Consider the following 24,774-nt stretch of genomic DNA (forward strand, 5'->3'; position numbering starts at 1 on the left):
CATATAAATCAACATAGAATCCGGGAGGTAATCGCCGTGGCCTTTGAAAAAGAAATGGAAAAACTGGCTCAAAAACGTGAACAAGCCCTTGCCATGGGAGGGCCGGACAAGGTCGCCAAACAGCACGCCAAAGGCAGGTTGAGCGCCCGGGAGCGCATTGCCAAACTCCTGGATGAGGATTCCTTTTTTGAAGTGGGCATGTTCAATCATTCGGACATGCCGGGCATGGAAGACAAGACCCCCGCGGACAGCAAGATCGCGGGCTACGGCAAGGTCGACGGCCGCCGGGTGATCGTCCTGGCCAACGATTTTACGGTCCTGGCGGCCACCACCAGCCGGGTGGCGGGCAAAAAGGAAACCGAGTTGAAGATTATGTCCGCCAGACGCGGCCATCCCCTTATTTATCTGGGGGAATCCGGCGGCGCCCGCATGCCCGACATCATGGGCTCCAAAGGCCTGGCCTCCGTGGGCGGCGGCGGGATGGAAACCTTTTTGTGGGCCATGAGCCGCGTCCGCCAGTCTCCCATGATCGCGGGCGTCATGGGCGAGTGTTACGGCATGCCCACCTGGATGGCCTGCCTTGCCGACTTTGTGGTGCAGGTGAAAGGCTCGGGCATGGGCGTTTCCGGCCCCCGGGTTTTGGAAATCGCTTTGGGCGAAAAGGTCACGGACGAGGAATTGGGCGGCTGGCAGGTGCATTCCAAAATTACGGGCATGGCCGACGCCGTGGCCGATAACGACGAGCACTGCTTTGAAATCATCTCCAGGTTTCTTTCGTACATGCCTTCCCACAATGAGGAATTGCCGCCCATGGCGGAGGTTCCCGAAGGCTCAGGCGAGGAAATGGACACGATCCTGGATCTCTTGCCTGAACAACGCAATCGCGCCTACGACATGCACAAGATCCTCAAACGCATAGTGGACAAGGACAGCCTGTTCCCCATCAAGGGGGATTTCGGCAAGACCGTCATCACCACCCTGGGCCGCGTGGACGGCCGGGTTGTTGGTTTTGTGGCCAACCAGCCTTCTTTCCAGGCCGGGGCCATGGACACGGACGGCATTGACAAGGTCATCAGCTTTTTGTGCCTGTGCGATTCCTTTAACATTCCCCTGGTTTTCATGCACGACATCCCCGGTTTTCTGGTCGGGACCAAGGCGGAGCGCAACCGGGTGGCCGCACGGGTCATGAATTATATGAACGCCCTGGCTTTGGTCACGGTTCCCAAGATTTCCATCATCGTCCGCAAGACCTACGGCATGGCTTTCTGGAACATGTGCGGCTCCGGATGCGGCGCCGATTTTCTGGTGGCCTGGCCCACGGCGGAAATGAGCTTTGTGGATCCGCAAATCGCCGCCAACGTGGTCTTCGGCGGCAAAGAGCCCGAAACCAAACAGGATAAGGAAAAATGGCAGGGCATGGTGGATTCCATGGTGGACGACGCCTCTCCTTTCGGCGCCGCGGGCATGCACACCATCCACGACGTCATCGACCCCGCTCAAACGCGCAATTACATCACCAAGGCCCTGGACGTCTGCCTGGACTCCAAAAAGGGGGGCATCAGCGAACACAAGCTGGCCAACTGGCCCACCAAGTTCTAATGCCGACGCCTTTGTATTAACGGATCTTCCTGCAAAGCCCGCCCCCTGTCCGGAGCGGGCTTTGCTTTTTGGGGGCGGAGCAAATGGCTTTTGAGAATTATTTCCGGCAGCCAATCCAGCGCCTGAATGTTGGGTTTCGAGTTATGCTTTTTTGCATCTCGACTCTATTCTTTGGCAAGAACAGCCTTCCCGCAAATGGAAAATTTTCTGCGCTCTCTACCCAACCTACTATTTTTACAGGAAAAGACGTAGGTTGGGTTGAGCTTGCGAAACCCAACAAATGCAACCTGCAATCCCCCGACAAACTCACCATCGCCCAAACAGCCTGTCGGTGGGCAGCCCTAGCCGTATCCCGCCTGGGCGCGAAGCGCAAAAGGTGCGACCTGTTAGTTGAAAGAAACCATAGTATTCCTGCGGGCGAGTGTTCCATCCAAAACCAAAAAAAAGGATTCAATTAACGCCAAACGCCCGCCGGCCGTCCCTGATTTCCACACTCTTCCTGGCCGCGCCTCTTGGCCTCCGGCCCCAGGCATTGCATGCCTGGGCCGCCCTGTCTAACGATCGGTCTCAATAAAAAAAACTTCCCAGCGCTTGTTCAAAATGCGCCTTGACGGACCTATGATGTTGGGTTCGAAGTCCAAAGACCCTATTGCCGGCGTAGCGGTCTTAAGGCGGACTTCTCTACTCAACCTTCTATTTTTACAGATACTATATATCTCATATATGGGGTTTAACAGTTTGAAATAGTGTGAGAAATGCGCGTAATATTGTCCGAAGCCAAAAGGCCTTGTCAAAATGGCAGAGGTGACAGAGGCGAAGTATGACCCCGACTCAACTTGGTTATAGTTCAGAAGGAGCCCATAATACTGTATTGACAATATATCCATAGGAGGTATATTTTGAAGAAAACAGGCTGGGAGGTTTTCTTTTCCAAAAAGGCGAGAAAAGGCGCCGAAAAACTGCCCGGGCGGGCAAGGCAATCCCTGATCGCTCTTGTCCAGGATATTGAAGCCAATGGCCCTGCAGCCGCCGGTTGGCCCAACTACGGCAAGCTGTCCCAAACCAGGCATCATTGCCATTTAAAAAAGGGTCAGCCCACCTATGTGGCGGTGTGGGAAGTCACGGACAAGAAAATCCGCATTGTGGAGGTAATCTACGTTGGAACCCACGAAAAAGCGCCGTACTAAAGAGGCCTATGTTTCGATCCGGGCTGTCGGTCCCGCCAAGAACCTGGAGAAGGCCATGGAAGCCCTGGAGTCTCTGGGCTTCAGGGACGTGGAGGAATCCACGCCGTGGCGCGAGGTTTTTTCCGAGTATTCAGACGATGAATTGCCGGGCGCCGTCCTATCCGGCTTGCGTTACCGGGAAGGCCTCACCCAGAAGCAATTATCTGACCTCACAGGAATCCCCCAAAGCAACATCTCCCAAATGGAGCGCGGCAAGCGCACCATCGGCCGGGAGCGGGCCAAACGCCTGGCCCAGGCCCTCAACGCCGATTATCGAACTCTTTTATAAAAATATCAGCCTGTTTCATTGAAGCTGCCTGATGTTGGGTTTCGAGTTATGCTTTTTTGCATCTCGACTCTATTCTTTGGCAAGAACAGCCTTCCCGCAAATGGAAAATTTTCTGCGCTCTCTACCCAACCTACTATTTTTACATGAAAAGACGTAGGTTGGGTTGAGCTTGCGAAACCCAACAAACCCGCAATTGGAAAATTTTCTGCACTCTCTATCCAACCTGCTATTTTTACAAGAAAAGACGTAGGTTGGGTTGAGCTTGCGAAACCCAACAAATGCAACCTGCAATCCCCCGACAAACTCACCATCGCCCAAACAGCCTGTCGGTGGGCAGCCCTATCCGTATCCCGCCTTGGCGCGAAGCGCAAAAGGTGCGACCTGTTAGTTGAAAGAAACCATAGTATTCCTGCGGGCGAGTGTTCCATCCAAAACCAAAAAAAGGGATTCAATTAACGCCAAACGCCCGCCGGCCGTCCCTGATTTCCACACTCTTCCAGGCCGCGCCTTTTGGCCTCCGGCCCCAGGCATTGCATGCCTGGGCCATCCTGTATGATGATCCGCCTTGGTTAGTGCCATCCTGATTTTTCCCTTGCCCGAAATCGCATATCTTCATAATATAATGGTTGAAAACCCGAAGCGTCATATTCGCCGTAGTGGATGGCGCCATAATCGCCTATGGCGCCGCTCCAGATTATTTGAACGGAAAACCGGAGGAACATGCTGAAAATTCGTGCGTCCAAAAAGGCGGGGCTGCCGCCCGGAACCATGGTCTATGTGGGAAAGGAGCAGGCCGGCGAGGCGGCAGTCTCCATGATTCAATACTCGGAGCAGGAAGCGGAGGAAGTTTCCGTGGACGTCCGCAACCTGCAGATAACGGTTCCTGAGAATAAAGATCGCGTAACGTGGATACAGGTGACCGGGGTGCATGACCTTGCCCTGGTGGAAAACCTGGGCAGGATTTTTCAGCTTCATCCTCTGGTGACGGAAGACATCGTGCACACCCTGCAGCGGCCCAAGGTGGAGGATTACGGGGATTACATCTTTGTGACCCTGCGCGCCATGCATCCTCAAGACGAACAGATTTGCCTGATCCTGGGGCCCGGCTATGTGATTTCCTTTCAGGAAAACCCAAGCCCTTTGTTTGATTCCGCCAGGGAGCGCATCCTGCGGGGCAAGGGGCGCATCAGGAGGCTTGGGGCGGGATATTTGTGCTATGCGCTTATGGACATGGTGGTGGACAGCCATTATCATGTGATGGAAAGAATCAACGAGCAGTTGGAGGCGCTTCAAGAGAGCGCTTTGGAAGATTACGACGAAGAAACCATCCATGGCGTTCATGCGCTGAAAGGCGAGGTCTTCAGGCTGCGCAAGTCGGTCTGGCCGCTGCGGGAAATGATCGGCCGCATTCAAAGGAGCGATTCCGGGCTGGTTTCCAGGGAGGTTTCCGTGTTTTTCCGGGACGTCCTGGATCATGCCGCTCAATTGACGGACACCGTGGAGAATTTCCGGGAAATGCTGGCAAGCATTCAGGATACGCAGCTTTCCAGCCTGAGCAATAAAATGAACGACGTGATGCGGGTGCTCACGGTCATTGCGACCATATTCATTCCCATGACCTTTTTGGCGGGCGTCTACGGCATGAATTTCAAATACATGCCCGAACTGGAATGGAGAGCGGCCTATCCCGTATTCTGGATTATCGTGATTATCATGGGCCTTGGCATGGTCTGGTGGTTTAAAAAGAAAAAGTGGCTGTAAGCAAAGGTGATATGGTGAAAAGCATGATTGCCGGAAAAAATACTTACCCCCGTTGTTTTTTCCTTCTTGGGGCGTTTCTCGCGCTTATCCTGACGGGTTTTCTCGCCTGGCCGGGGACGGCCTTATCCGGCCCCAATGACGAAGACTCGGTCTTAACGGCTCCTCCGGAAGGCCTGATTGCGACAAAGCCTTCCATCTATGCAGATATGCAGGAAAACATCGGCAAAAGCCAACAGGAGGTTAAGGCGGAGCGGGAGATGTATAAGGCGCGCCTTTCAGCCCTCAAAGACCTGGAGGACGCCTGCCAGTCCGAGCTGAATTCCTATCGCCTTCAATTAGCCGCGTACGAGCAGGTGCTGCTGCTGGACGACGCCCATGTCAACGACTTGCAAAAACTCTATTCCGGCCAGCGCATCGCCTCTTTTAACATTTCCTCCCGCCTGAAAGACCTCAGAGCGGAAATGGCCAAATACTCCTCCGCAAAAAGGCAGGCCCAGGAGCATTTGAGAAGATGGCGTGAGCAGCGCCAGACCCTCGCCAACCAGGCGGGACAGGGAAATCAGGCCGCCGCTCCTCCTTTGGACGAACTGGACGCGTTGCTGGAAAGCCTGGGCGCCCTGGAGTCCTTACTCCAGGAGATAGAAGGGATTTACAACGGCCGCATCGCCTCTTTTGAAGAGGTGAACAACGCCTTTTCCGACTTTTTGCAGCAATTACGAGACAGGTCGGCCCGAACCAAAAACCTGGACGTCTTTCAGAAATCCTCCCCGTTCAGGAGCGTCATAGGCTTTCAGACCGTCTGGGGGGAGTTGGACGAACTGGCCTTTAAACTCAAACATCCCTTGCAAGCGGAGTATTGGAGCCAAGTGGTCCCCGGAGGCGCACAATACGTCGTATGGTCAGCGGTGCTGTTTTTCTTTTTCACGCTTGGTGTTGCATACCTGATAGGCCGAAGAGCGCGTAAACTGCTGGACACCCGGAAAAGCGTCATCAACAGGGAGCGGCAAAAGTGGAGCTGGACCGGCATGATCCTGGTTAATCAGAGCGTGGTTCTCGTCTGCCTTATTCTTTTCCTGTTCGGATACGAAAAGCTTCATGCCTCCTGGCCTTCCATAACCACGCTTAAGGCGGTCAAAGCCTCCCTGATCGTCTGGCTGGTCACGGGATGGGCCATCTGCCTGGCCCGCATGACTCCGGAACTGCTTTCCTTTTCCATCCCCTTTGGCAAATTTGAAAAAATGGCCAGGATGCTGCGATTCCTTTTGATCGTCTATGCCGTCCTTTGGTGGAATTCAGGCGTGGAAGGCGGCCTGGCCGTGCTCAGCAGGGTAGTCATCGCAGTCTGCGTTATGATCTGGGCGGGCTTGGCCTGGCGATGGACCGTGCGAACCAAAGGCGTGCACGCAGTGGCCAAAGGCCTGGCCCTGACAGGGTTTGGAATAGCCCTGGTCGCCCTGATTGCGGAATTTCGGGCCTACGCCTATTTTGCCCATTACTGGCTGGCCTCCTGGGGCTTGACCGTGTGGACGGCCCTCGGCGCCTTCGCCTCATTCGGCGTGCTCCATGAATGGCGCCTCCAGATCAGGGAGCATGAAAAAAGCGTGCAGGAAGAGCAAAGTACAGACTCCCGGCCCGTGCGATGGCTTACCATGCGCATGGGCTTTCTGGGCTGGTTTCTGGCCGGGTGCTCCCTGCTGTTTGCGGCCTGGGACGTGGATCGCAAAGCCTTTGCCGTGATTTTTGACGTTATCAGCCGTGAAATTGTCATTGGCAGCATTAGCATCAGCATCCTGGGGATTTTATACGCCGTCCTGGCCCTCTGGTGCACCCACGCCCTGGCCCGGGTGTTCGCCGACCTCTTCAGGAACAAGTTCCTGGCGGACAGCGGCCTGGAGACCGGTTTTCAGGAGTCCCTGACAACCCTGGCTTCCTACGCCATCTGGACCATAGGCATCTTGCTTTCCCTCTCCCTGTTGGGAGTCAGCAGCACGTCCATGGCCGTTGTCTTCGGCGCTTTGGGCATCGGGCTCGGGTTCGGGCTGCAGGCCATATTCAACAATTTTATGTCCGGCCTGATTCTTTTGTTCGAAAGGCCCATCCAGGTGGGGGATATCCTGGAGGTCAACGGAACCTGGGGCGAGGTCAAAAAAATCAACGTCCGCTCCACCGTGGTGCAGACCTACGACAACGCGTCCCTCATCATCCCCAACTCCGACATGATCAGCAACCAGGTGACCAACTGGAGCTTCAAAGATCCCAAGGTGCGCCGCAATCTGTACGTGGGCGTGGCGTACGGCTCGGACATCGTCCTGGTCCGGGACACCCTCCAGGAAGTGGTGGACAAAAATCCCAGGATTTACAAACGCCCCAAACCGGACGTCCTGTTTACGGATTTCGGCGACAGCTCCCTCATGTTCCGGGTGCGGTTCTGGTCCCATGTGGATTATTTTTTGTCCGTGGAAACCGAACTGCGCTTTGAAATCGACCGCCTGTTCCGGGAACGCAAGATCGAAATCCCCTTTCCCCAGCGCGACCTGCACATTAAAACCGCGGCGGCGTTTAAAAATACGGATGGGTTTTTCAAACAGAAACAAGAGGGGGAAAAAGATGTGGGCGGCCTTCAAGCGCCTGAACCCGAATCCAAAAAGGATTAGCAGCCGGGGCAAAAGCATAGCTGTAATGCAGCGCATGCCCCTGCGCCCGCCTTCGCAATGTAGTTGCAGTCCTCCGCGCCTGCTCTTGGCAGTGTAGTTGCAGGCCCCCGTGCCTGCTGTAACAAACGGCAAAAGGGCTGGGCCTTGATCATTGTGCTTATCATAGCGGGGTTGTGTACGATTTGTTTTGCCCAAACGCGCTATGCGCATTAGTGGGCGCCCACAGGGGGGCGCCGCTACATTGTGTATTAAGGCGCCATGGTTGAATTCAAGTGCAGCGGCAAGCCCAACGCTTGAATCACCAGGCAATGCCGCTCAATCTTCCGCGCCTGCCCATGACGGTGTAGCTGCAGGCCCCCGCGCCTGCCCTTGCAGTGCAGCGCAGGCCCCCGCGCCCGCCCTTGCAATGCAGCGCAGGCCCCCGTGCCTGCTGTAACAAAAGGCAAAAGGGCTGGGCCTTGATCATTGTGCTTATCATAGCGGGGTTGTGTACGATTTGTTTTGCCCAAACGCGCTATGCGCATTAGTGGGCGCCCACAGGGGGGCGCCGCTACATTGTGTATTGAGGCGCCATGGTTGAATTCAAGTGCAGCGGCAAGCCCAACGCTTGAATCACCAGGCAATGCCGCTCAATCTTCCGCGCCTGCCCATGACGGTGTAGCTGCAGGCCCCCGCGCCTGCCCTTGCAGTGCAGCGCAGGCCCCCGCGCCCGCCCTTGCAATGCAGCGCAGGCCCCCGTGCCTGCTGTAACAAAAGGCAAAAGGGCTGGGCCTTGATCATTGTGCTTATCATAGCGGGGTTGTGTACGATTTGTTTTGCCCAAACGCGCTATGCGCATTAGTGGGCGCCCACAGGGGGGCGCCGCTACATTGTGTATTAAGGCGCCATGGTTGAATTCAAGTGCAGCGGCAAGCCCAACGCTTGAATCACCAGGCAATGCCGCTCAATCTTCCGCGCCTGCCCATGACGGTGTAGCTGCAGGCCCCCGCGCCTGCCCTTGCAGTGTATTTGCAGGCCCCCGTGCCTGCCTTTAACAATGTAGTGCAGGCCCCCGTGCCTGCCTTTAACAATGTAGTGCAGGCCCCCGTGCCTGCCCTTGCAGTGTATTTGCAGGCCCCGCGCCTGCCCTTGGCAGTGTAGCCGCAGGCCCCCGTGCCTGCTGAAGTAAATGGTAAAAGTGCTGGATGCAACCAAAAAGTATGCTTAACGCCTGAAAAGGAGAAAAGCATGGCTGACAGGGAGAACAAATCTTACCGACATAAATCAATCCGTTTAAAGAACTATGACTACTCGCGTCCCGGCGCTTATTATATAACCATCTGCACTCAGGACAAAGCCTGCCTGCTGGGCCAAGTTGTTAACCGGAAGACAGTTCCCAGTGATGCAGGAAAGATGGTGCGCCAAATTTGGGAGGAGATCCCCAGCCGATACCCAGGAGTGAGACTGGACGCTTTTGTGCTGATGCCCAATCACATTCATGGCATCATAATCTTGGAAAGAAAATCCTCACTGCAAGACTGTAATCAAAGAGGGGCGGAATCAGGGCGCCCACAGGGATACCTCGCGGCAATGTCGCTTTCGGACATTGTGCGAAGGTTCAAGACGTTGACGACAAGAAAATATATTGATGGTGTGAATCAACTGGGGTGGCCGCGGTTTAACGGAAAACTGTGGCAACAGAATTTTTACGACCACATTATTCGCAAAGAGGAGTCTTTACATTCAATTCGGGAATACATTGCCAATAATCCCGCCCAGTGGGAACTGGACAAGTACAACCCATTCTCAATGAACCGAAAAGACAACCTTCCGGCCTAGATTAATATCAAAAGCATTACGCGCCTATACAATCTGCACCCGGTCCAGATAGATGCGCATTTTTTCCATGCATTCCTTGATGACGTCCAGGTTGCCGGTGGAAGCCGCGTCCTTGATCAGGGCGCCGATTTTCTGGGCCTCCTCCAGGCCCAGGGCCTTGCTTTGATCCCGGATTTCCCGGCCCACCTGGCCCGCCTGTTTATAATCCCCGGCCACGGCAAAGTCCAGTAGATCCTGCATGGTGACGGGCAGGGTTTTGAGGTAATGGGCGGCCATATCCGCCAGTTCCGGATCCACCCAGGCCAGGATGGGCTCGTCTCCGGCGGGGAAGAAAACCTCGCCAAACATGTTCAGGTCTTCGGGGATGGCGGCTCGGCCTCCTATGATCTGATTCAGGATGGAGGCGATGAGGGCCTTTTTCTTGACCGGCTTGGCCAGGTAGGCGTTGGCGCCGGCCTCCAGGCATTTGGTCTCGTCGTCCTTGCTTGCAAAGATGGTGGTGGCGATGATGGACGCCCGCACATTGCGATGCTCCTGCTCCCATTCGCGGATTTTGCGGATGGTCGTGTACCCGTCCATGACCGGCATCTGGATGTCCATGAGCACCAGATCGTATTTTTTGGATTTAAACTTGGCCAGGGCGCGCTCCCCGTTTTCCGCCATGTCCATGTGCCAGGGCGTATCCTTAAGATAAGCGCGGATGACGAACCGGTTGGTTTCCGAATCCTCCACCAGCAGGATGTCCAGGGGCGGCAGGGTCTGGCTGGATTCCTCGGCCATTTCCGCCTGTTTGGTGGCTTTGTTTATGATTTCCAGCAGGGAGGCCCGATCAATGGGCTTTTGCACAAAGTGGGTGATTCCCGCTTTCACGGCCCGCGCCATGACGTCCGGGTGGGGGCTTTCCTTAAGCATGAGTATGCAGGCCGGGCACAGGTGCTCCATTTTCACCTGGGCGGCGGTTTCCACTCCGTCCATGCCGGGAATGTCCTGGTCCACGATGATCAAATCCGCCTGCTCCGGCTGCATCCAGGTTTCCTTGAGCAGGTCGATGGCCGAGGGGCCGTCTCCGGCGCCGGTCACACGCGCGCCCCACATGTTGAGGACTTCCCGCAGGGTTTCCAGGTTTTCGGGGTCCTGATCCGCCACAATGACGGACAGCCCTTTGAGGGGGGAGACCCTTGTGAACAGGCCGGAGCCCTTGTCCTGCACGCCGAAGCGCGCGGTAAAGCAGAATGTGCTGCCCTGATCCAGCTTGCTGGAAACCGTAAAATCGCCCTTCATCATTTCCACCAGCTTGCGGGAGATGGAAAGGCCTACGCCCGTGCCTCCGTAGTGATGAAAATCCGCATCGTTGTCTTTGGCCATGTGGTCGAACAAAGAGGACAATCGTTTGGAAGGAATGCCGATTCCCGTGTCTGAAACGCAGAACTCGATGACCGCCTGGCCGTCCTTTCCGTCGCCTTCGGCGGCGTCTCTTACCGTGACCACCACCTCGCCTTTTTCCGTGAATTTGACGGCGTTCTGCATGAGGTTGTTCAACACCTGCTTGAGGCGGTAGGGGTCTCCAATCAGGTGGATCGGGGTCTTGGGCGAAACGCTGCACGCCAGTTCCAGGTTCTTTTCGTGGGCTTTTTCCGCCATGGTTTCACAGGCTTTTTCCACCAACTCCAACAAGTTGAAGGGTATGGTCTCCAGCTTGAGGCGCCCGGCGTCCACGCGCGAGATGTCCATGACGTCGCTCACCAGGCTAAGCAGCTGTTCGTTGGCCGATTTCATGAGCTTGATGTATTGGGCTTGCTGCTGGGTCAGGCCGGTTTCGTTCAGCAACTCGGTCATGCCGATGATGGCGGTCATAGGGGTGCGCATTTCATGGCTTAAGGCGGCCAGAAAGCGGTTTTTTTCCTGATTGGCGGCCACAGCCTGGTTTTTCGCCAATATGGCGGCCTCGTGCTGCTTGCGCTCTTCAATGTCTTCCAGGCTGCCCTCCAGCATAAGGGCGCCGGTCTCTTTATTTTTCACCAGCGTTGCGGAGATGGATCCCCAGGCCAAAGACCCGTCTTTTTTGTTAAACTGCAGCTCCATGCCCGCAACCTTGCCCCTGGCCTCCAGTTCCGACCTGAAAGCGCCGTATTCTTCGGAACTGGAAAAAATTTCCCGGACGCCCGGCCCCAGTTTTTGCAATAGCTCCACGGGGGAGTCATAGCCGAGAATGCGGGCCAGGGCCGGATTGACGGAAATGAAGGAGCCTTCGGAAGCGCACTGAAACAGGCCTTCCTGGGCGTTTTCGAAAATTCCGCGGAATTTTTTCTCCGCGCTTTTTATCTGCTCGATGGCGGTTTTTTCCGTGGTGAAGTCAATGGCCATGCCTTCCACGGACTCGCCGTTATCGGTCAGGCGTGCGGACAGGCGAATCCAGAAAGCGCTGTCATCCACCTTTTTGAACAAAGTCTCGAAGTGCTCCACATCCTCCAACGAGGCCAGCCTCTTCCTTAGCCTTTGATAATCCGCGGGATCGGCGTAGCGGTCCGGCCCTAAAACAAGGCCTAAAACCTCCTGGCTGGACTTATAGCCCAGCATGCGTGCAAAGCGGGTGTTGCAGGCCGTAATCCCGTCGTTTTCGAACCGGGTTTTAAAAAGGCCCACATGGGCGTTTTCGTACAGCCTCTGGTAATTGTCCTCGCTTTGATCCAGGGCGTCCTGTGCCTCTTTGCGCTCCTGGACTTCAATCTGGATTTTGTTCTCGGCCCGGGACAGCTTTTCCGTCATGGCGTTGAAAGCGCGGGCAAGTTCACCGGTCTCGTCCTTCGCCGTTTCCTCGGCGCGGTGGGAAAGGTCCCCCTGGCTGATGGCCCTGACAGCCTTGGTCAAATCCTCAATGGGCGCCGCCAGCTTTCTGCCCATGATCATGCCTAAAAACCCGGCAAGCGCCACGGAAAGCCCGAAAACCCCCAGCGCGGTTTTTAAAAAGCTGCGCTGCCGCGCAATGATGCTGCTGGCGGCCACGTCCATGGCAAGGATGCCGGCCACATCCCCTTCTGAAGTGAAAAAAGGCGCATATCCCTTAAGCCACGTCCCGGATTCATCCGTGTACAGTTTTCCGGAAACCACGGGCATCTGCAACGGCTCCCCATTATTGACAAGCTGGGGATGGGGGGAGTTGTAAGGCGTGTTGGGAAGGATGCTTCTTTCTCCGTCCCGGCCTCCGCCGTCCACGGCATAGACCAGATTTCCCTGAGGCGTGATGTTCAACGTATAGATGTGGCGTACGTCTGCGCCCCGGGCGCGGATGGATTGCAAAAGCCCTTTGATTCTCTTATAAGATGTTTTCTTAACGCTTTCAGGAGACCGGATGGAGGCGTGGTGGTCTCCATCAAGCTGAAGCGCCGCGATGGACACGGTGTCCAATAAACGCTGCTCTATGTTCTCGCGAAGCTGTTTGCTTACGTTGAAATACAGAGCCAGGGTTAAAATGCCGGAAACAACGATAGCCACGGCCGCAAAGCCTAAGGCCAGCCTGGGGCCTAAGCCGTTGGAGCCTTTTTTTTCAACAAAACCGTTCATTAAAACAATCCGTTATCGAGTCTGGCAAAAAAACAAATAGAGCAGGCAAGGGCAGAGTGGTTCCATTGTATGCCAGGCGCGGCCAATCGTAAAGCTTTTTCATGGGTTAGCAACAGGCTCCAAGCCGGGCCGGGCTTAGGAGCGGCCTTCCCTGAACTCCTCAAGCAGCTCCACAATTTGATCCAGCACGTCTTCCGGAAAGTCCTCGCCCGAGGCTTCGTCCCAGGAGGTCATGGCTCTCTTTTTGAGCTCCTCTCTGACGGCGGGGCTCATTTGAGACTCTTTCACGCCGTATTTCAAGATGGCCTGCAGACTTTTGGCGTTGGCGTCCCGGGTGTTGCTTATAAAATCCCGCAAAGACGTGCTCCGGGTGGCTTCAATGCGTTTTTGATGCCCGGGCGGCAATTGGTCCCATGTCTTGGAGGCGATAACCAACAGGCCCGGGGCGTAACGCACCTTAAGCGTGTTTACATGGGTGAACAAGGTGTAAGTCTGGCTGCCCACGACCCACACGGAAGGGGCGATGACCGCGTCCACAATGCCCTGGCGGAGCGCGGAAGGCACTTCCGGCCCGTTCACAGGAACCGGGCTGGCGCCCAAGGAGTCCAGGAATTTCTTCTCCAAAGGGCCGTACCAGGCCACGAAACGGGCTTTCTGGAAATCCTTGATGGTTTCCAAAGAGTATTTCATGGAATAGCACTGGTCAAAATCCTGCTCAAACCAGTAAACCAGCTTGAATCCATGGTCCTGGGCGTAGGAGTCGAACACGGGATACATTTTGTCCCGGACGAAATCCACTTCGTCGTAATTGTTGAACAGAAAAGGAAGCTCCACCACCGTCAACTCCGGGCAGGCCATGACAGCGCCCTGGCCCGTAATGGCCCCGGCGTCCAACTGCCCGATGCGCATTTTCTTGATGTAGTCCTCTTCATCGCCCATGATGCCGCCGTAATAGGTCTTAAAGGCGATTTCATCGTGGGCGGCCTTTATGATGCCCGGCTTCAAGGTGTTCTCCCATTCCATGGCCCAGCCGATCCCCTTGGGCGCCAGGGTCGCCAGCTTTAAATTGTATTTGGCTTCTTGGGCATAGGCCCCCCCAACCGTAAACGCCGTCGCTAAAAATACTATGGCCAATACGTGTATGCAGAAAAAACTCTTTGAAATCATTCTGGCTTTGGTTCTCATACATCCCCCGTTGTTGTTTAAGGGACAGGCAAAAGCCCCTCTGTTGATTGCTGCTTGATCGCCTGACGAAAAAAACAGAAACAGAGCCGACAATTGTTGCATGATGCTGAAAAAAAATTTAGCCAGGAATAACAAATCGAGCGTAGAAAAGCAAACCGGAGCGCCGCAAAAAGGCGAATAAATAAAAGGCGCCTCGGCTCGGCGCTTTGGCGTCAAATAAAGCTTGCCCTCAAACGGCCATCGTGATTACTATAAAAAATATCATTAAAAATATGGCATAATAATCTGAACAAGGTTTTATTTACGGAGACTCATCAATCTAAAGACACCTGGTTAAGAAATTCGTGTGTTTGAATACTTGCGCTTGCCTTCGCCGGATTGGTTCGCGTGGATATTCAATCCTCATTTCTTTTTTGTGCAAGTCGGATGGAAAAAATAAACCCATGATTCTTATCAATGCCTGGAGGAAAGAAAAATGAAAACTAAACGGCTTGTTTTATTGTTTATCTCCGCCATCCTTCTATTGGTTTTGGGATGCGACCTGGAAAAAAAAGAGTTGGAAGCGGTGGCCAAGGATTGGTGCATGACCATCCGGGCCAGCCAGGTAATGCCCATCTATCCCCTGAGCGAGGACGTTCAGCCGGGAGACGTATTCCTGGTGAAAACGCCCATATCGGAGCAGGTGAAGCAGTGGGGGGAGAAAGGCTATATTCCCCTGGATTTGTCCATTGCCAGGCTGCAAGGGCTGAATTATGAAGAATATTATAAGGATGCTTATTGGAAAGGCGACTACGCAGAGGTTCCCCACGACAGACCCCGGCCGAAGGAGGATGAAGCTCAAAAAGAGGGGAATGATAAGGGCGTCAAGGCGAAAAAAGGCGCTGGCGCCCAAGCCGCGCCCAAACAGGTGGAAGCTCCCCGGGCTGCTTTTCCGGGATACAGCTTTCGGGTGAAGCAAGGCCAGTCCATGGCCCTGGCTCTTCCCATCGAGGGGATTCCGTTTTCCTTAAGCCTTATGAACGCCTCGGACGTACAGGGCTCCGTCTGGCTGTTGGACGCCCGGACCTACGGCATGGACGCCAATGAGTTGCTGACAAAACTAAATATATGGTGGAGCGTAAATGCGGACAAGTCCCTTAAGGGGATAGCTGATCAAATGGATCAGCCTGTTTATTTGAGGGTTGTCACCCGGGTTTTTTATGCGCACCAGCTTAAAGTGGAGCTGTCTCGGACCAAAGGCTTCGGCGCCGGCGTGGAAGGGGGGAAGGAAACCCCGGACAACACGATTTTTGAATTGGCGATGGCCGACCCCAACAGTCTGACCAAAACAAGTTTTGACGCCACTAAAACAAATTACGACAAGCTGCTCAAAACCTTGAGCGACCAACTGGGGGGCGGCCTTATTCCCGGAGGCAGCGCCAAATTTGTGCAGGCGAGCCAGAGGTCGGTGGGCATGGTCCAGTCCTTTCAGGAGCCTCTGGTAATAGGATATCTGGGTTTTGACGTTAAGATTTTTGAGAACGGCAAATTGAGCGCTCCCATCCCTACCTATACCTTGCTGAGTGAAGGCGCCCTAAACGATGCTTCTTTTGCAAAGCCCCTGGACTGGATTGAGGATGAATACAGCGCCCCCTACTTTCAGTGGCTTAAAATCGAGGGCAATTACCTCAAAATGTCTAACTGGCTGAAAAAGAAGGGGTACGATGTCACTCCGGGAGGGCTGTACAATACCGGCAATGAAAGGATCCTCAAAAAGGCTGATGAAGAATTTCATTTCATGGAGTTGAGCAAATCCCTTAAATAATGGGAAGGCTCGCCTGCAAATCCCTTAAACTGGGGAAGGCCTCGCCTATGAAAAAGGGCGATTGCCGATTTCTCACAAAGGAGGATAGAATGATGCCTTCGCCAAGGATAAACGTTCCACGTGACGAAGTTTCCAATGTTGTATGGCTCATGTTGCAGGAACCGGAGGTTGGCGACGTCACATGCCAGGAGCAGTCTGACGGCAAGTACACTGTCACCCCCCACCCCAAAAAGGATGGTTAAGGGGCCTGAGGTTCAGGCGCGGGTTTGTTCTAGGAAGCGGATCGGTTGATTCCTTAGCCGGGCAGCCTTTCTTGGGATAGCTGCGCCTTGTGGAAGCAATTGCGGAGACCATCGGGGGGCTATTTCGTTTCGGTCCAGGCAAGGCGGCATTTTTAGCGCCGCCAGAGCAAGGAGATCTTGACGCGAAGCCCGGCGCCTCCCGGTCAGCAGGTGCTATGGAAAGATTCCATTAAATAGACATTCAGGAACCTGATTAATCCTGCACCACGGGCGCCCATTCTTCGGCCAGGGCCTTCGCCTCGGCCAGCTCCTCCTCCGTCATTTTGGGAGTCAGCTGATCCAAAAGGGCCTGGGCGTTGGGGTAGCCCAGATCCTTGGCAATCAGGAACAACTTGCAGCCTTCCACAAAATTCTTGGGAATGCCCCGGCCGTTGGCATGCAGCAGGCCCAGGCGCACCACCCCGCCAAGATCCCCCGCCGCGGCCGCTTTTTCGTACCAGCGGGACGCTTCCAGATAATTCTTGGGCACGCCTTGCCCGTTTTCGTACATCATGCCCAGCAGGCGTTGGGCTTCAGGGCGGCCCTGCGCCGCCAGGTTTTTATAGCTTCTGAAAGCCTGGGCATACATATAATGAGGGTTTTTCATAAAGGGCTCCTTGGATCCTTATTTTCCCAAAACGTATTTACTGCCGGCCGGGTTGTCAAGCAGCAGGGCCGGGGAGGATGCCAAAGGAGGATTTTCCGGTTTTAAAAAGACGCGGACTTCCGGCGCGGCGCCAGGGCGTGGGATCGGACGAACTTGTTCCATTTTTCACATATATTACCAGCGCTGTATGGCAATAACGCCTCAATCGGCCGTTTACAAAGGCCCCGGTTTTTTCTCCCGGACAATATGTCGTGCAATAACACTATGTTTATGCTATGCTGTAAAAATAGGCCCCATAGGCAGTCCGTGCGCTTTAAGTCTTTTACTGTATAAAGCAAGGGGGGCGGCCGGTTAACCCGCTGCCGTAAAGGGGGCCGGGAAAATACACCAATGTGCTTGGCAATACCTTCTAAAATTGTAGACATCCAGGGCGTAGTGGGAACCATTGATCTGGAAGGGGTCACCCGAACCATCAATATGGCCCTGCTGGAAAACGCCCGGGTGGGAGATTATGTACTGGTCCATGCCGGATTTGCAATCAGCGTGATCGATGAAGCGGAAGCGGCGCAGTCCCTGGATTTAATTCGCGAACTGGCGGAAGCCTCCTTAGCGGAAGGCTGAACAACCGACGGGTTTTGCATGGCCAAAACCATAATAGCCAAAGAAATAGCCGTGGGCGGCATTGTCCAGGGTATTGGCTTTCGTCCCTTTATTTATCAACTGGCCGAACGTTTCGGCCTGACGGGGGAGGTGTCCAATACCTCGGCAGGAGTGCATATTCTCCTGGAAGGCTCACCCCAGGGCATGGACGGCTTCCTCCGCGACCTCCAGGCCAGGCCGCCTGCTTTGGCCGTTCTCACCAAAGTGGAAGCCCGGGAAACCGCCCCCAGGGGATTCACCCGATTTTCCATTGTAAAAAGCGAGGCGGGCCCGGCCAGGGCCACGTTGATTTCCCCGGACGTGTCCGTTTGCGAGGATTGCCTCAAGGAACTCTTCGATCCCGCGGACAGGCGATACCTCTACCCGTTCATCAACTGCACCAATTGCGGCCCCAGATACACCATCATAAACGACATCCCTTACGACCGCCCCAAAACCAGCATGGCCGGGTTCACGATGTGCCCGGACTGCCAGGCCGAATACGACGATCCTGCTGACAGGCGCTTTCACGCCCAGCCCAACGCATGCCCGGTCTGCGGACCCAAGGTGGAGTTGCTGGACAACCAGGGGCGGCCGGTCCTTTGCGAAAACCCCTTGGCCAAGGCCGGAGAATTGCTAAAGCAGGGGCGCGTCCTGGCAATCAAGGGCCTGGGCGGATTTCATCTGGCCGCGGACGCACGAAATTCCCGGGCCGTCAGCCTGCTGCGGGGCCGCAAGCTCAGGGAGGAAAAGCCCCTGGCCGTCATGGTTCCGGACCTGGATGCGGCGCGGGAGCTGGCGGAAGCCGGCCCGGAGGAAGAGGCCCTGCTCTCGGGATTTCGCAGGCCCATCGTATTGCTGAAAAAGCGGGCTCCTGAGGCTCTGGCGCCGGAAGTCGCGCCGTCCAATCGGAACCTGGGGGTCATGCTGCCTTACACGCCCATGCACTATGCGCTCATGCGGCACAGCCCCAATGCCCTGGTTATGACCTCGGGCAATTTGAGCGAAGAGCCTATCTGCATAGACAACCGGGACGCCCTGGACCGCCTGGGAAATATCGCGGATTTTTTTCTGGTGCATAACCGGGACATCTACCTGCGCTCCGACGATTCCATCGTCCGGCGCGGCGCCGGAAAAACCCGGTTCATCCGCCGCAGCAGGGGATACGTCCCCACGCCCGTGTTTTTGAAAAACAAAACCCCGCAGATTCTCGCCTGCGGGGCTTTGCTCAAGAACACGGTTTGCCTCACAAGGGGGGATCAGGCCTTTGTGAGCCAACATGTGGGGGACCTGGAAAACCTGGAAACCCTGGAGTTCTTCCGCCTGACCATCGACCATTTAAAGCGCATCCTGGACATAGAGCCCCAGGCCGTCGCCCACGACATGCACCCGGACTACTTGAGCACGGTTTTCGCCAAGGAGTTGGACCTTCCCCGGGTGGAGGTCCAGCATCATCACGCCCATATTGCCTCGTGCATGGCGGAAAACCAGGTTGAAGGCCAGGTTATCGGCGTGGCCCTGGACGGAACCGGCCTGGGAACGGACCGCGCCGTCTGGGGCGGAGAGGTATTGCTTTGCGGGATGCAGGATTTTCACAGGGCGGCCCACTTGTCCTACACGCCCATGCCCGGCGGAAACAAAGCGGTCAAGGAGCCCTGGCGCATGGCCGTCAGCCATCTAAAAGGGGCGTTTGGCAAGGCTTTTCTGGACATTAGGCTCCCTTTGTTGGATACTGTGAGTTGCACCGGGATCCAAACCATCGATCAAATGATCGACCGGAACATCAACGCGCCTCTTACATCCAGCACAGGACGTCTTTTTGATGCGGTCGCCGCCATTACGGGGTTGCGGTTTAAAGCCTCGTACGACGGACAGGCCGCCATGGAGCTGGAAATGGCGGCCGACCCTCGGGCGGACAAGCCTTATGAATGGGCTGTATCCGCCCAGGATCCCATGGAAATATTAACCGCTCCCATCATCCGGGGGGCGGCTTTGGACGTGGAAAAAGGCAGGCCGGCAGCCGAAATCGCCGGCCGGTTTCATGCCAGTCTGATTCAAGCCTTCGCCCACGTCTGCCAAGTCCTGCGGACGCAAACCGGCGTTCATCAGGTAGCCCTGTCAGGAGGTTCGTTCCAGAATTCCCTGCTGCTGAGCGGCCTGATCCGGGAGCTGGAAAGCCGGGGCTTTATAGTTTTTACTCACAAGATTTGTCCGGCCAATGACGGAGGCCTTAGTCTGGGCCAGGCCATGGTTGCCGCCGCATCCATAACCTGATACCATGGGGTTTAAATCTCGTCGGCTGGATGATTCAAATAAGGGGGAGCCATGTCTTATCAAAACCTGGATTCTTTTAGGGATCCTGAAGTTGCAAAAACCTTGTCCGGCCTCATTGCGGAATCCTGCCAGAGCCCCATGCGAATTATGGAGGTCTGCGGAACCCATACGGTATCCATATTCCGCAACGGCATTCGCGACATGCTGCCCCAAGACATCACCCTGGTTTCCGGCCCCGGCTGCCCGGTCTGCGTCACCGATCAAAAGGAAATCGACGACTTCATCCAGCTTGCCAGGAAGAAAAACGTCATCCTGGCCACCTTCGGCGATTTAATGCGGGTGCCCGGCACCCAGTCCTCCCTGCAAAAGCAGCGCGCCCAGGGCCGTAAGGTCAAAGTGGTGTATTCCGCCTTCGACGCCCTGACCCTGGCCGCCCAAAATCCTAAAAAGAAAATCGTTTTTTGCGGCGTGGGATTTGAAACCACGGCCCCGACCGTGGGCGCCTGCATCCTGGAAGCCCACAGGCAAGGCCTTAAGAATTTTTTCGTATACTCAGCGCACAAAACCGTGCCCCCGGCCCTGGACGCCTTGATGTCCATGGATACGGTCATTGACGGCTTTATGATGCCCGGGCACGTTTCCGTGATTATCGGCGCCGACGCCTACCTGCCCCTGGTGGAGAAGTTCGCCATTCCCTGCGCCATCGCCGGGTTCGAGCCCAACGATATTCTGGCCTCCATCCTCACTTTGGTGCAGCAAAAGGAAGCCGGAGAGTCCAAACTGGAAAACACCTATTCCAGGGCCGTCTCCCCGGAAGGCAATAAAAAGGCCCGGGAGGTTATGGAGCAGGTTTTCGATAAGGTGGACGCCTCCTGGAGGGGATTGGGCGTCATACCCGGAAGCGGTTTATCCATCAGGGAGGAGTTTGAGCGCTTTGACGCGTCCAAGGCCTTTGAACTGCCTCCAGCCCGGTCGGCCGCTCCCAAAGGCTGCATCTGCGGCGCAATTCTGACCGGCAAAAAAATCCCCCCCCAATGCCCGAAATACAAAATCGAATGCACCCCCACAGACCCTTTGGGCCCGTGCATGGTTTCCTCCGAAGGCACATGCGCGGCCTATTACCGGTATCACGGGGCGATCACCAAGGTCTATTGATCCTCCCGCGAAAAAATTGTTCCGGCCAAAACCAGCGGCGGTTTTAAACTTGCCGACTATAGAAAGAATACCATGAAAGATCAAAGCATCCTTTTGGACCATGGAAGCGGCGGCAAACTTTCCAACGAACTGATCAACAGCATTTTAATGCCCGCCTTTGACAACGCCATCCTGGAAGCCCAGGAGGACGGCGCCATCATACCCGTCAACCAGGGCAGGCTGGCCTTTTCCACCGACACCTTTGTGGTGGACCCCATTTTCTTCCCCGGAGGCAACATCGGCGACTTGGCCGTCCACGGCACGGTGAACGACGTGGCCATGTGCGGCGGCGTTCCCCAATACCTGAGCGTGGGCCTGATCATCGAAGAAGGCTTTGAAATCTCCCAGCTCAAAATCATCGTGGAGTCCATGGCGAAAGCCGCCGCCGCCGCCGGAGTCAGGATCGTCACCGGGGACACCAAGGTGGTTCCCAAAGGCGCCTGCGACAAGATTTTCATCAACACCTCCGGCTTCGGCCTTATTCCGGAGGGCGTCAACCTCAGCGCCTCCCTGGCCCGGCCCGGAGACCGGATCATCCTGAGCGGAAACATGGCGGACCACGGCGTGACCATCCTCACCCAAAGGGAATCCCTGGAGTTTGACGCTCCCATTCAAAGCGATTCGGCGGCCCTCAACAAGATGACCGCCGCCATGCTCAAGGCCGCGCCCGGCATCCACGTGCTGCGGGATCCCACCCGCGGCGGGGTGGGGACCACCCTGTGCGAGATCGCCAAAAAATCCAACATTGGCATGAAAATCCGGGAAAAAGACCTGCCCGTGGATCAGTCCGTCATGGGCGTGTGCGACCTCTTGGGCCTGGACCCCCTGTACGTGGCCAACGAGGGCAAGCTCCTGGCAATCGTCCCGCCCGAGCAGGCTGACGCCGCCCTGGAAGCGTGCAGGCAAGACGTCCACGGCAAGAAAGCCCGCATCATAGGCGAGGTGGTCGCCGATCATCCCGGGCAGGTGGTCATGCAGACGGCCATCGGCGGCGCCCGCATGGTGGATATGCTCACCGGCGAGCAGCTTCCGCGAATTTGTTGATTTATTGTCAACAACTTGCGATTAAATAAGTTGGATGCCGAAAAACGCTGCGTCAATTAATAGGCAAAATGACGCTGGGTCCCCGCTTGCGGGCGATCCTGAAAAAGCGGATCTCCCTTGCGGGGATGACGATTTTTTGCGGTGAAGGAAAGCTGCCGGGACGTCACTTTTCTAGTTCCCACGGTCCCCGTGGGAATTCATACGGAGGCTTCAATCCGTGCAAAGGCTGATTGATAACAATATGGATTCAGTAAGTTGAGATATGCATTCCCACGCAAAGCATGGGAACGAGCCAAACCCAAAGCCCTTACGATGCAAAAGCCTCCTCTCTCCGTCATCCCCGTGGAGCCGTGGAGGCATGATGATTGCGGCTGTTTTGCAATCATCATGATGCAGCGGCGGAAACGGGGACCCAGCGTCTTGAAATCACGGAATGGCTTCTAACGCGCCCGACTAATGGCGACTTAACTTTGAATGCTTGATAATATGTTGAACTCCTACGCCTGGATCATACTGATTTTCGTTTTGCTGGACTACGCCCTGGGCGCCGTCGCCGGCGTGTTGAACCTGAAAAACATCCGGGACGAACTGCCCGGGGAATTCGCCGACGTCTGGGATAAGGACCGCTACGCCAAATCCCAGCAATATCTGGCGGCGACCACCCGGCTGGGCCTGGTTTCCTCCACCGTCTTATTGGTTGTTTTGCTTGTTTTCTGGTTTGCAGGCGGATTCAATTATACGGACGCCCTGGCGCGATCCCTGGGCTTTGGGCCGACCCTCACGGGGCTTGCCTATTTCGCCATTCTGGCTGTCTTAAGCAATATTATATCCACCGGGTTTTCCTTGTATTCCACCTTTGTGATCGAAGAGCGCTTCGGATTCAACAAAACCACCTTCAAGACCTACATCCTGGATCGGATCAAAATCGCCGCCCTGGCCTGCATCCTGGGCGGGCCCATTATAGGCGGCGTCCTTTATTTTTTAGGAAATGCAGGGCCCAACGCCTGGCTGTATTGCTGGGCCGGGGTGACGGTGTTCATCCTGTTCATTCAAATGGCGGCGCCCACGTGGATCATGCCTTTGTTCAACAAGTTCCTGCCTTTGGAAAACCAGGAGCTCAAGCAGGCCGTGCTGGACTATACCGACAGCGTGGATTTTCCCCTGGAAAATCTGTTCATGATGGACGGCTCCAAGCGTTCGTCCAAGTCCAACGCCTTTTTTGCGGGATTCGGAAAAAGACGGCGCATCGCCCTGTTCGACACCCTCATAGAAAAGCACACCATCCCGGAACTGGTGGCCGTGGTGGCCCACGAGGTGGGGCATTACAAGAAAAAGCACATCCTGGCCAACATGATCATCAGCATTTTGCACCTGGGGATCATGTTTTACCTTCTGTCCCTGTTCATCTCACGCCAGGGCTTGTTTGACGCCTTTTTCATGGAGCAATCGTCCGTATACGCGGGGCTCCTGTTTTTCGGGCTGTTATACACGCCGGTGGAAACCATCCTGGGCCTGGGCCTCGGCATGCTTTCCCGCAAGAACGAGTACGAAGCCGACCGTTTTTCCGTAATGACAACAGACGATCCCCAATCCCTGATCGACGCCTTGAAAAAGCTCTCCCGGGACAACCTGAGCAACTTGCGGCCTCACCCCTTTTACGTATTTCTGGCTTATTCCCACCCTCCGGTCTTGGAGCGCATCCGGGCTATTAAGCTGATTAAAACTCATTAACCGTCCGATGAAATGACGCGTTGCGTTAACGCCTCCGCTGTGCTATAAATCCCAATCGCAGGCCATTGATTCCCGCCTGCACGACTCGGAGGAAAAATGCAAGATCATCCCATCCACGGCAAGCCCGGCCCCCTGGGCAGATTCTATTTCAGCACGCATCCCGTCAATATTTCGTTTCACAGGATAGGCGTGGAAACCGGCAGCGCGTTGTTCACCCTGCCAAGGGGAACCCGTGTCAGGCCTTTCGCCCCCGCGGGCGTTCCGGCCAGTTACATTTCCGGGCACGGAGACGCCAAAGGCCGCAAAATTTTATACCTTCACGGCGGAGGCTATATGGTGGGATCCCGCCGCACCCATAAATCCCTGGCCGCCTATCTATCCAAAATCGCCAAGGCCGAATGCGTCCTGCCCGACTACCGCCGGGCGCCCGAGCATCCTTTTCCCGCGGCGTTGGAGGACGTCTACGCCGTATACCTGTCCATGCTGGATCAGGGGATAGACCCCCAATGCATCGCCCTGGCCGGAGATTCGGCCGGCGGAGGCCTGACCGCAGCCCTGCTTCTGGCCCTCAAAGCCATGGGCAAGCCCCTGCCGTCCTGCGCTTATTTGATGAGCCCCTGGGTGAACCTGGCGGACAACGATTTGCATTTTAAGGCGCCTTTCACCAAACGCACCGACATTGCCGACTGGTTTTGCCACTTCATGTCCCACATGTACGTGGGGAAGGGCGATCCCGCCCATCCGTTTATCTCGCCAATCTTTGGGGACTTTCAAGGCCTGCCGCCCTTATTCGTGACCGTGGGAAAATACGAGCCTTTGTGCAGACAAGCAAAGGAGTTGGCGGAAAGAGCGCAGATAGCCGGGGTGGACGTGACCTTCAAACCCTATCGCAGCCCCATCCACGTGCTTCAGGCTCTGGCCCCGTTTTCCAAAAAAATCCACGGCCTCTTGGCCAAAGGCGGCGACTTCATTCACGAGCATTGCCCGGCCTAAACAGTGCAGTCTCTGCCTACCAGGCTTCTCGTTCCCATGCTTTGCGTGGGAATGAATATTTAACATTTTGAAATCAAAGCTGTTTCGGGCATCGGCGATGCAACAATAAACCGC

At 55.6% G+C, this 24,774-nt stretch carries 17 protein-coding genes; 14 read left to right on the forward strand and 3 right to left on the reverse strand.

Going from position 1 to position 24,774, the window contains the following annotated elements:
- Window positions 1-36 precede the first annotated feature (36 nt).
- The 7 genes from BUE18_RS07250 (at window position 37) to BUE18_RS07285 (ending at window position 9,347) form a co-directional block, all read left to right on the forward strand.
- Entirely contained in the window at window positions 37-1,599 is a 1,563-nt protein-coding gene (locus BUE18_RS07250; protein ID WP_073474419.1) for an acyl-CoA carboxylase subunit beta, read from the forward strand.
- Between the two features lie 83 nt (window positions 1,600-1,682).
- Complete coding sequence (locus BUE18_RS07255; RefSeq protein ID WP_073474421.1) at window positions 1,683-2,057, forward strand: hypothetical protein; 375 nt, start codon at window positions 1,683-1,685, stop codon at window positions 2,055-2,057.
- Window positions 2,058-2,498: 441 nt separating this feature from the next.
- Window positions 2,499-2,786, forward strand: a complete 288-nt coding sequence (locus BUE18_RS07260) for a type II toxin-antitoxin system RelE family toxin (protein WP_073474423.1) — start codon at window positions 2,499-2,501, stop codon at window positions 2,784-2,786.
- Entirely contained in the window at window positions 2,758-3,114 is a 357-nt protein-coding gene (locus BUE18_RS07265; protein WP_073474425.1) for a helix-turn-helix domain-containing protein, read from the forward strand. The genes BUE18_RS07260 and BUE18_RS07265 overlap by 29 nt, the downstream gene beginning before the upstream one ends.
- Before the next feature lie 720 nt (window positions 3,115-3,834).
- Complete coding sequence (gene corA, locus BUE18_RS07275; protein ID WP_083610835.1) at window positions 3,835-4,875, forward strand: magnesium/cobalt transporter CorA; 1,041 nt, start codon at window positions 3,835-3,837, stop codon at window positions 4,873-4,875.
- Between the two features lie 23 nt (window positions 4,876-4,898).
- Window positions 4,899-7,529, forward strand: a complete 2,631-nt coding sequence (locus BUE18_RS28430; RefSeq protein WP_244549292.1) for a mechanosensitive ion channel domain-containing protein — start codon at window positions 4,899-4,901, stop codon at window positions 7,527-7,529.
- 1,227 nt (window positions 7,530-8,756) lie between these two features.
- On the forward strand, window positions 8,757-9,347 hold the full coding sequence (locus BUE18_RS07285; RefSeq protein ID WP_073474431.1) for a transposase: 591 nt from the start codon (window positions 8,757-8,759) through the stop codon (window positions 9,345-9,347).
- A gap of 24 nt (window positions 9,348-9,371) precedes the next feature.
- Here BUE18_RS07285 and BUE18_RS07290 read toward each other — a convergent pair whose 3' ends face one another.
- A complete protein-coding gene (locus BUE18_RS07290; RefSeq protein ID WP_073474433.1) occupies window positions 9,372-12,908 on the reverse strand; it encodes a response regulator in 3,537 nt (1,178 codons plus the stop codon).
- Between the two features lie 135 nt (window positions 12,909-13,043).
- Window positions 13,044-14,093 (reverse strand): TRAP transporter substrate-binding protein, encoded by a 1,050-nt coding sequence (locus BUE18_RS07295; RefSeq protein ID WP_170868291.1) that lies wholly within the window; start codon window positions 14,091-14,093, stop codon window positions 13,044-13,046.
- Window positions 14,094-14,568: 475 nt separating this feature from the next.
- Between BUE18_RS07295 and BUE18_RS07300 the strand changes: the two genes are divergently transcribed.
- Entirely contained in the window at window positions 14,569-15,897 is a 1,329-nt protein-coding gene (locus BUE18_RS07300; RefSeq protein WP_073474435.1) for a hypothetical protein, read from the forward strand.
- Window positions 15,898-16,392: 495 nt separating this feature from the next.
- Here the strand turns inward: BUE18_RS07300 and BUE18_RS07310 are convergent, their stop codons facing one another.
- The gene (locus BUE18_RS07310; RefSeq protein WP_073474439.1) at window positions 16,393-16,785 is read right to left on the reverse strand and encodes a tetratricopeptide repeat protein; all 393 of its coding nucleotides are present in this window, start codon (window positions 16,783-16,785) and stop codon (window positions 16,393-16,395) included.
- Window positions 16,786-17,175: 390 nt separating this feature from the next.
- Between BUE18_RS07310 and BUE18_RS07315 the strand changes: the two genes are divergently transcribed.
- From BUE18_RS07315 to BUE18_RS07340, 6 genes are all read left to right on the forward strand, one after another.
- Window positions 17,176-17,406, forward strand: a complete 231-nt coding sequence (locus BUE18_RS07315) for a HypC/HybG/HupF family hydrogenase formation chaperone (RefSeq protein WP_012611138.1) — start codon at window positions 17,176-17,178, stop codon at window positions 17,404-17,406.
- A gap of 18 nt (window positions 17,407-17,424) precedes the next feature.
- Window positions 17,425-19,698 carry a carbamoyltransferase HypF gene (hypF, locus tag BUE18_RS07320; RefSeq protein ID WP_073474441.1) on the forward strand — a complete coding sequence of 758 codons (2,274 nt, stop codon included), beginning with the start codon at window positions 17,425-17,427 and terminating at the stop codon, window positions 19,696-19,698.
- A 51-nt stretch (window positions 19,699-19,749) separates the two neighbouring features.
- Window positions 19,750-20,853: a hydrogenase formation protein HypD gene (gene hypD / locus BUE18_RS07325; protein WP_073474443.1), complete on the forward strand. Its 1,104-nt coding sequence runs from the start codon at window positions 19,750-19,752 to the stop codon at window positions 20,851-20,853.
- 72 nt (window positions 20,854-20,925) lie between these two features.
- Window positions 20,926-21,936, forward strand: a complete 1,011-nt coding sequence (gene hypE, locus BUE18_RS07330; protein WP_073474445.1) for a hydrogenase expression/formation protein HypE — start codon at window positions 20,926-20,928, stop codon at window positions 21,934-21,936.
- 474 nt (window positions 21,937-22,410) lie between these two features.
- Window positions 22,411-23,667, forward strand: coding sequence for a M48 family metallopeptidase (locus BUE18_RS07335; protein ID WP_244549293.1), 1,257 nt, complete (start codon window positions 22,411-22,413; stop codon window positions 23,665-23,667).
- Window positions 23,668-23,763: 96 nt separating this feature from the next.
- Window positions 23,764-24,660, forward strand: coding sequence for an alpha/beta hydrolase fold domain-containing protein (locus BUE18_RS07340; protein ID WP_073474446.1), 897 nt, complete (start codon window positions 23,764-23,766; stop codon window positions 24,658-24,660).
- The last annotated feature ends 114 nt before the right edge of the window (window positions 24,661-24,774 follow it).

This window comes from Desulfatibacillum alkenivorans DSM 16219, from assembly GCF_900142135.1.
Classification (GTDB): Bacteria; Desulfobacterota; Desulfobacteria; order Desulfobacterales; family Desulfatibacillaceae; genus Desulfatibacillum; species Desulfatibacillum alkenivorans.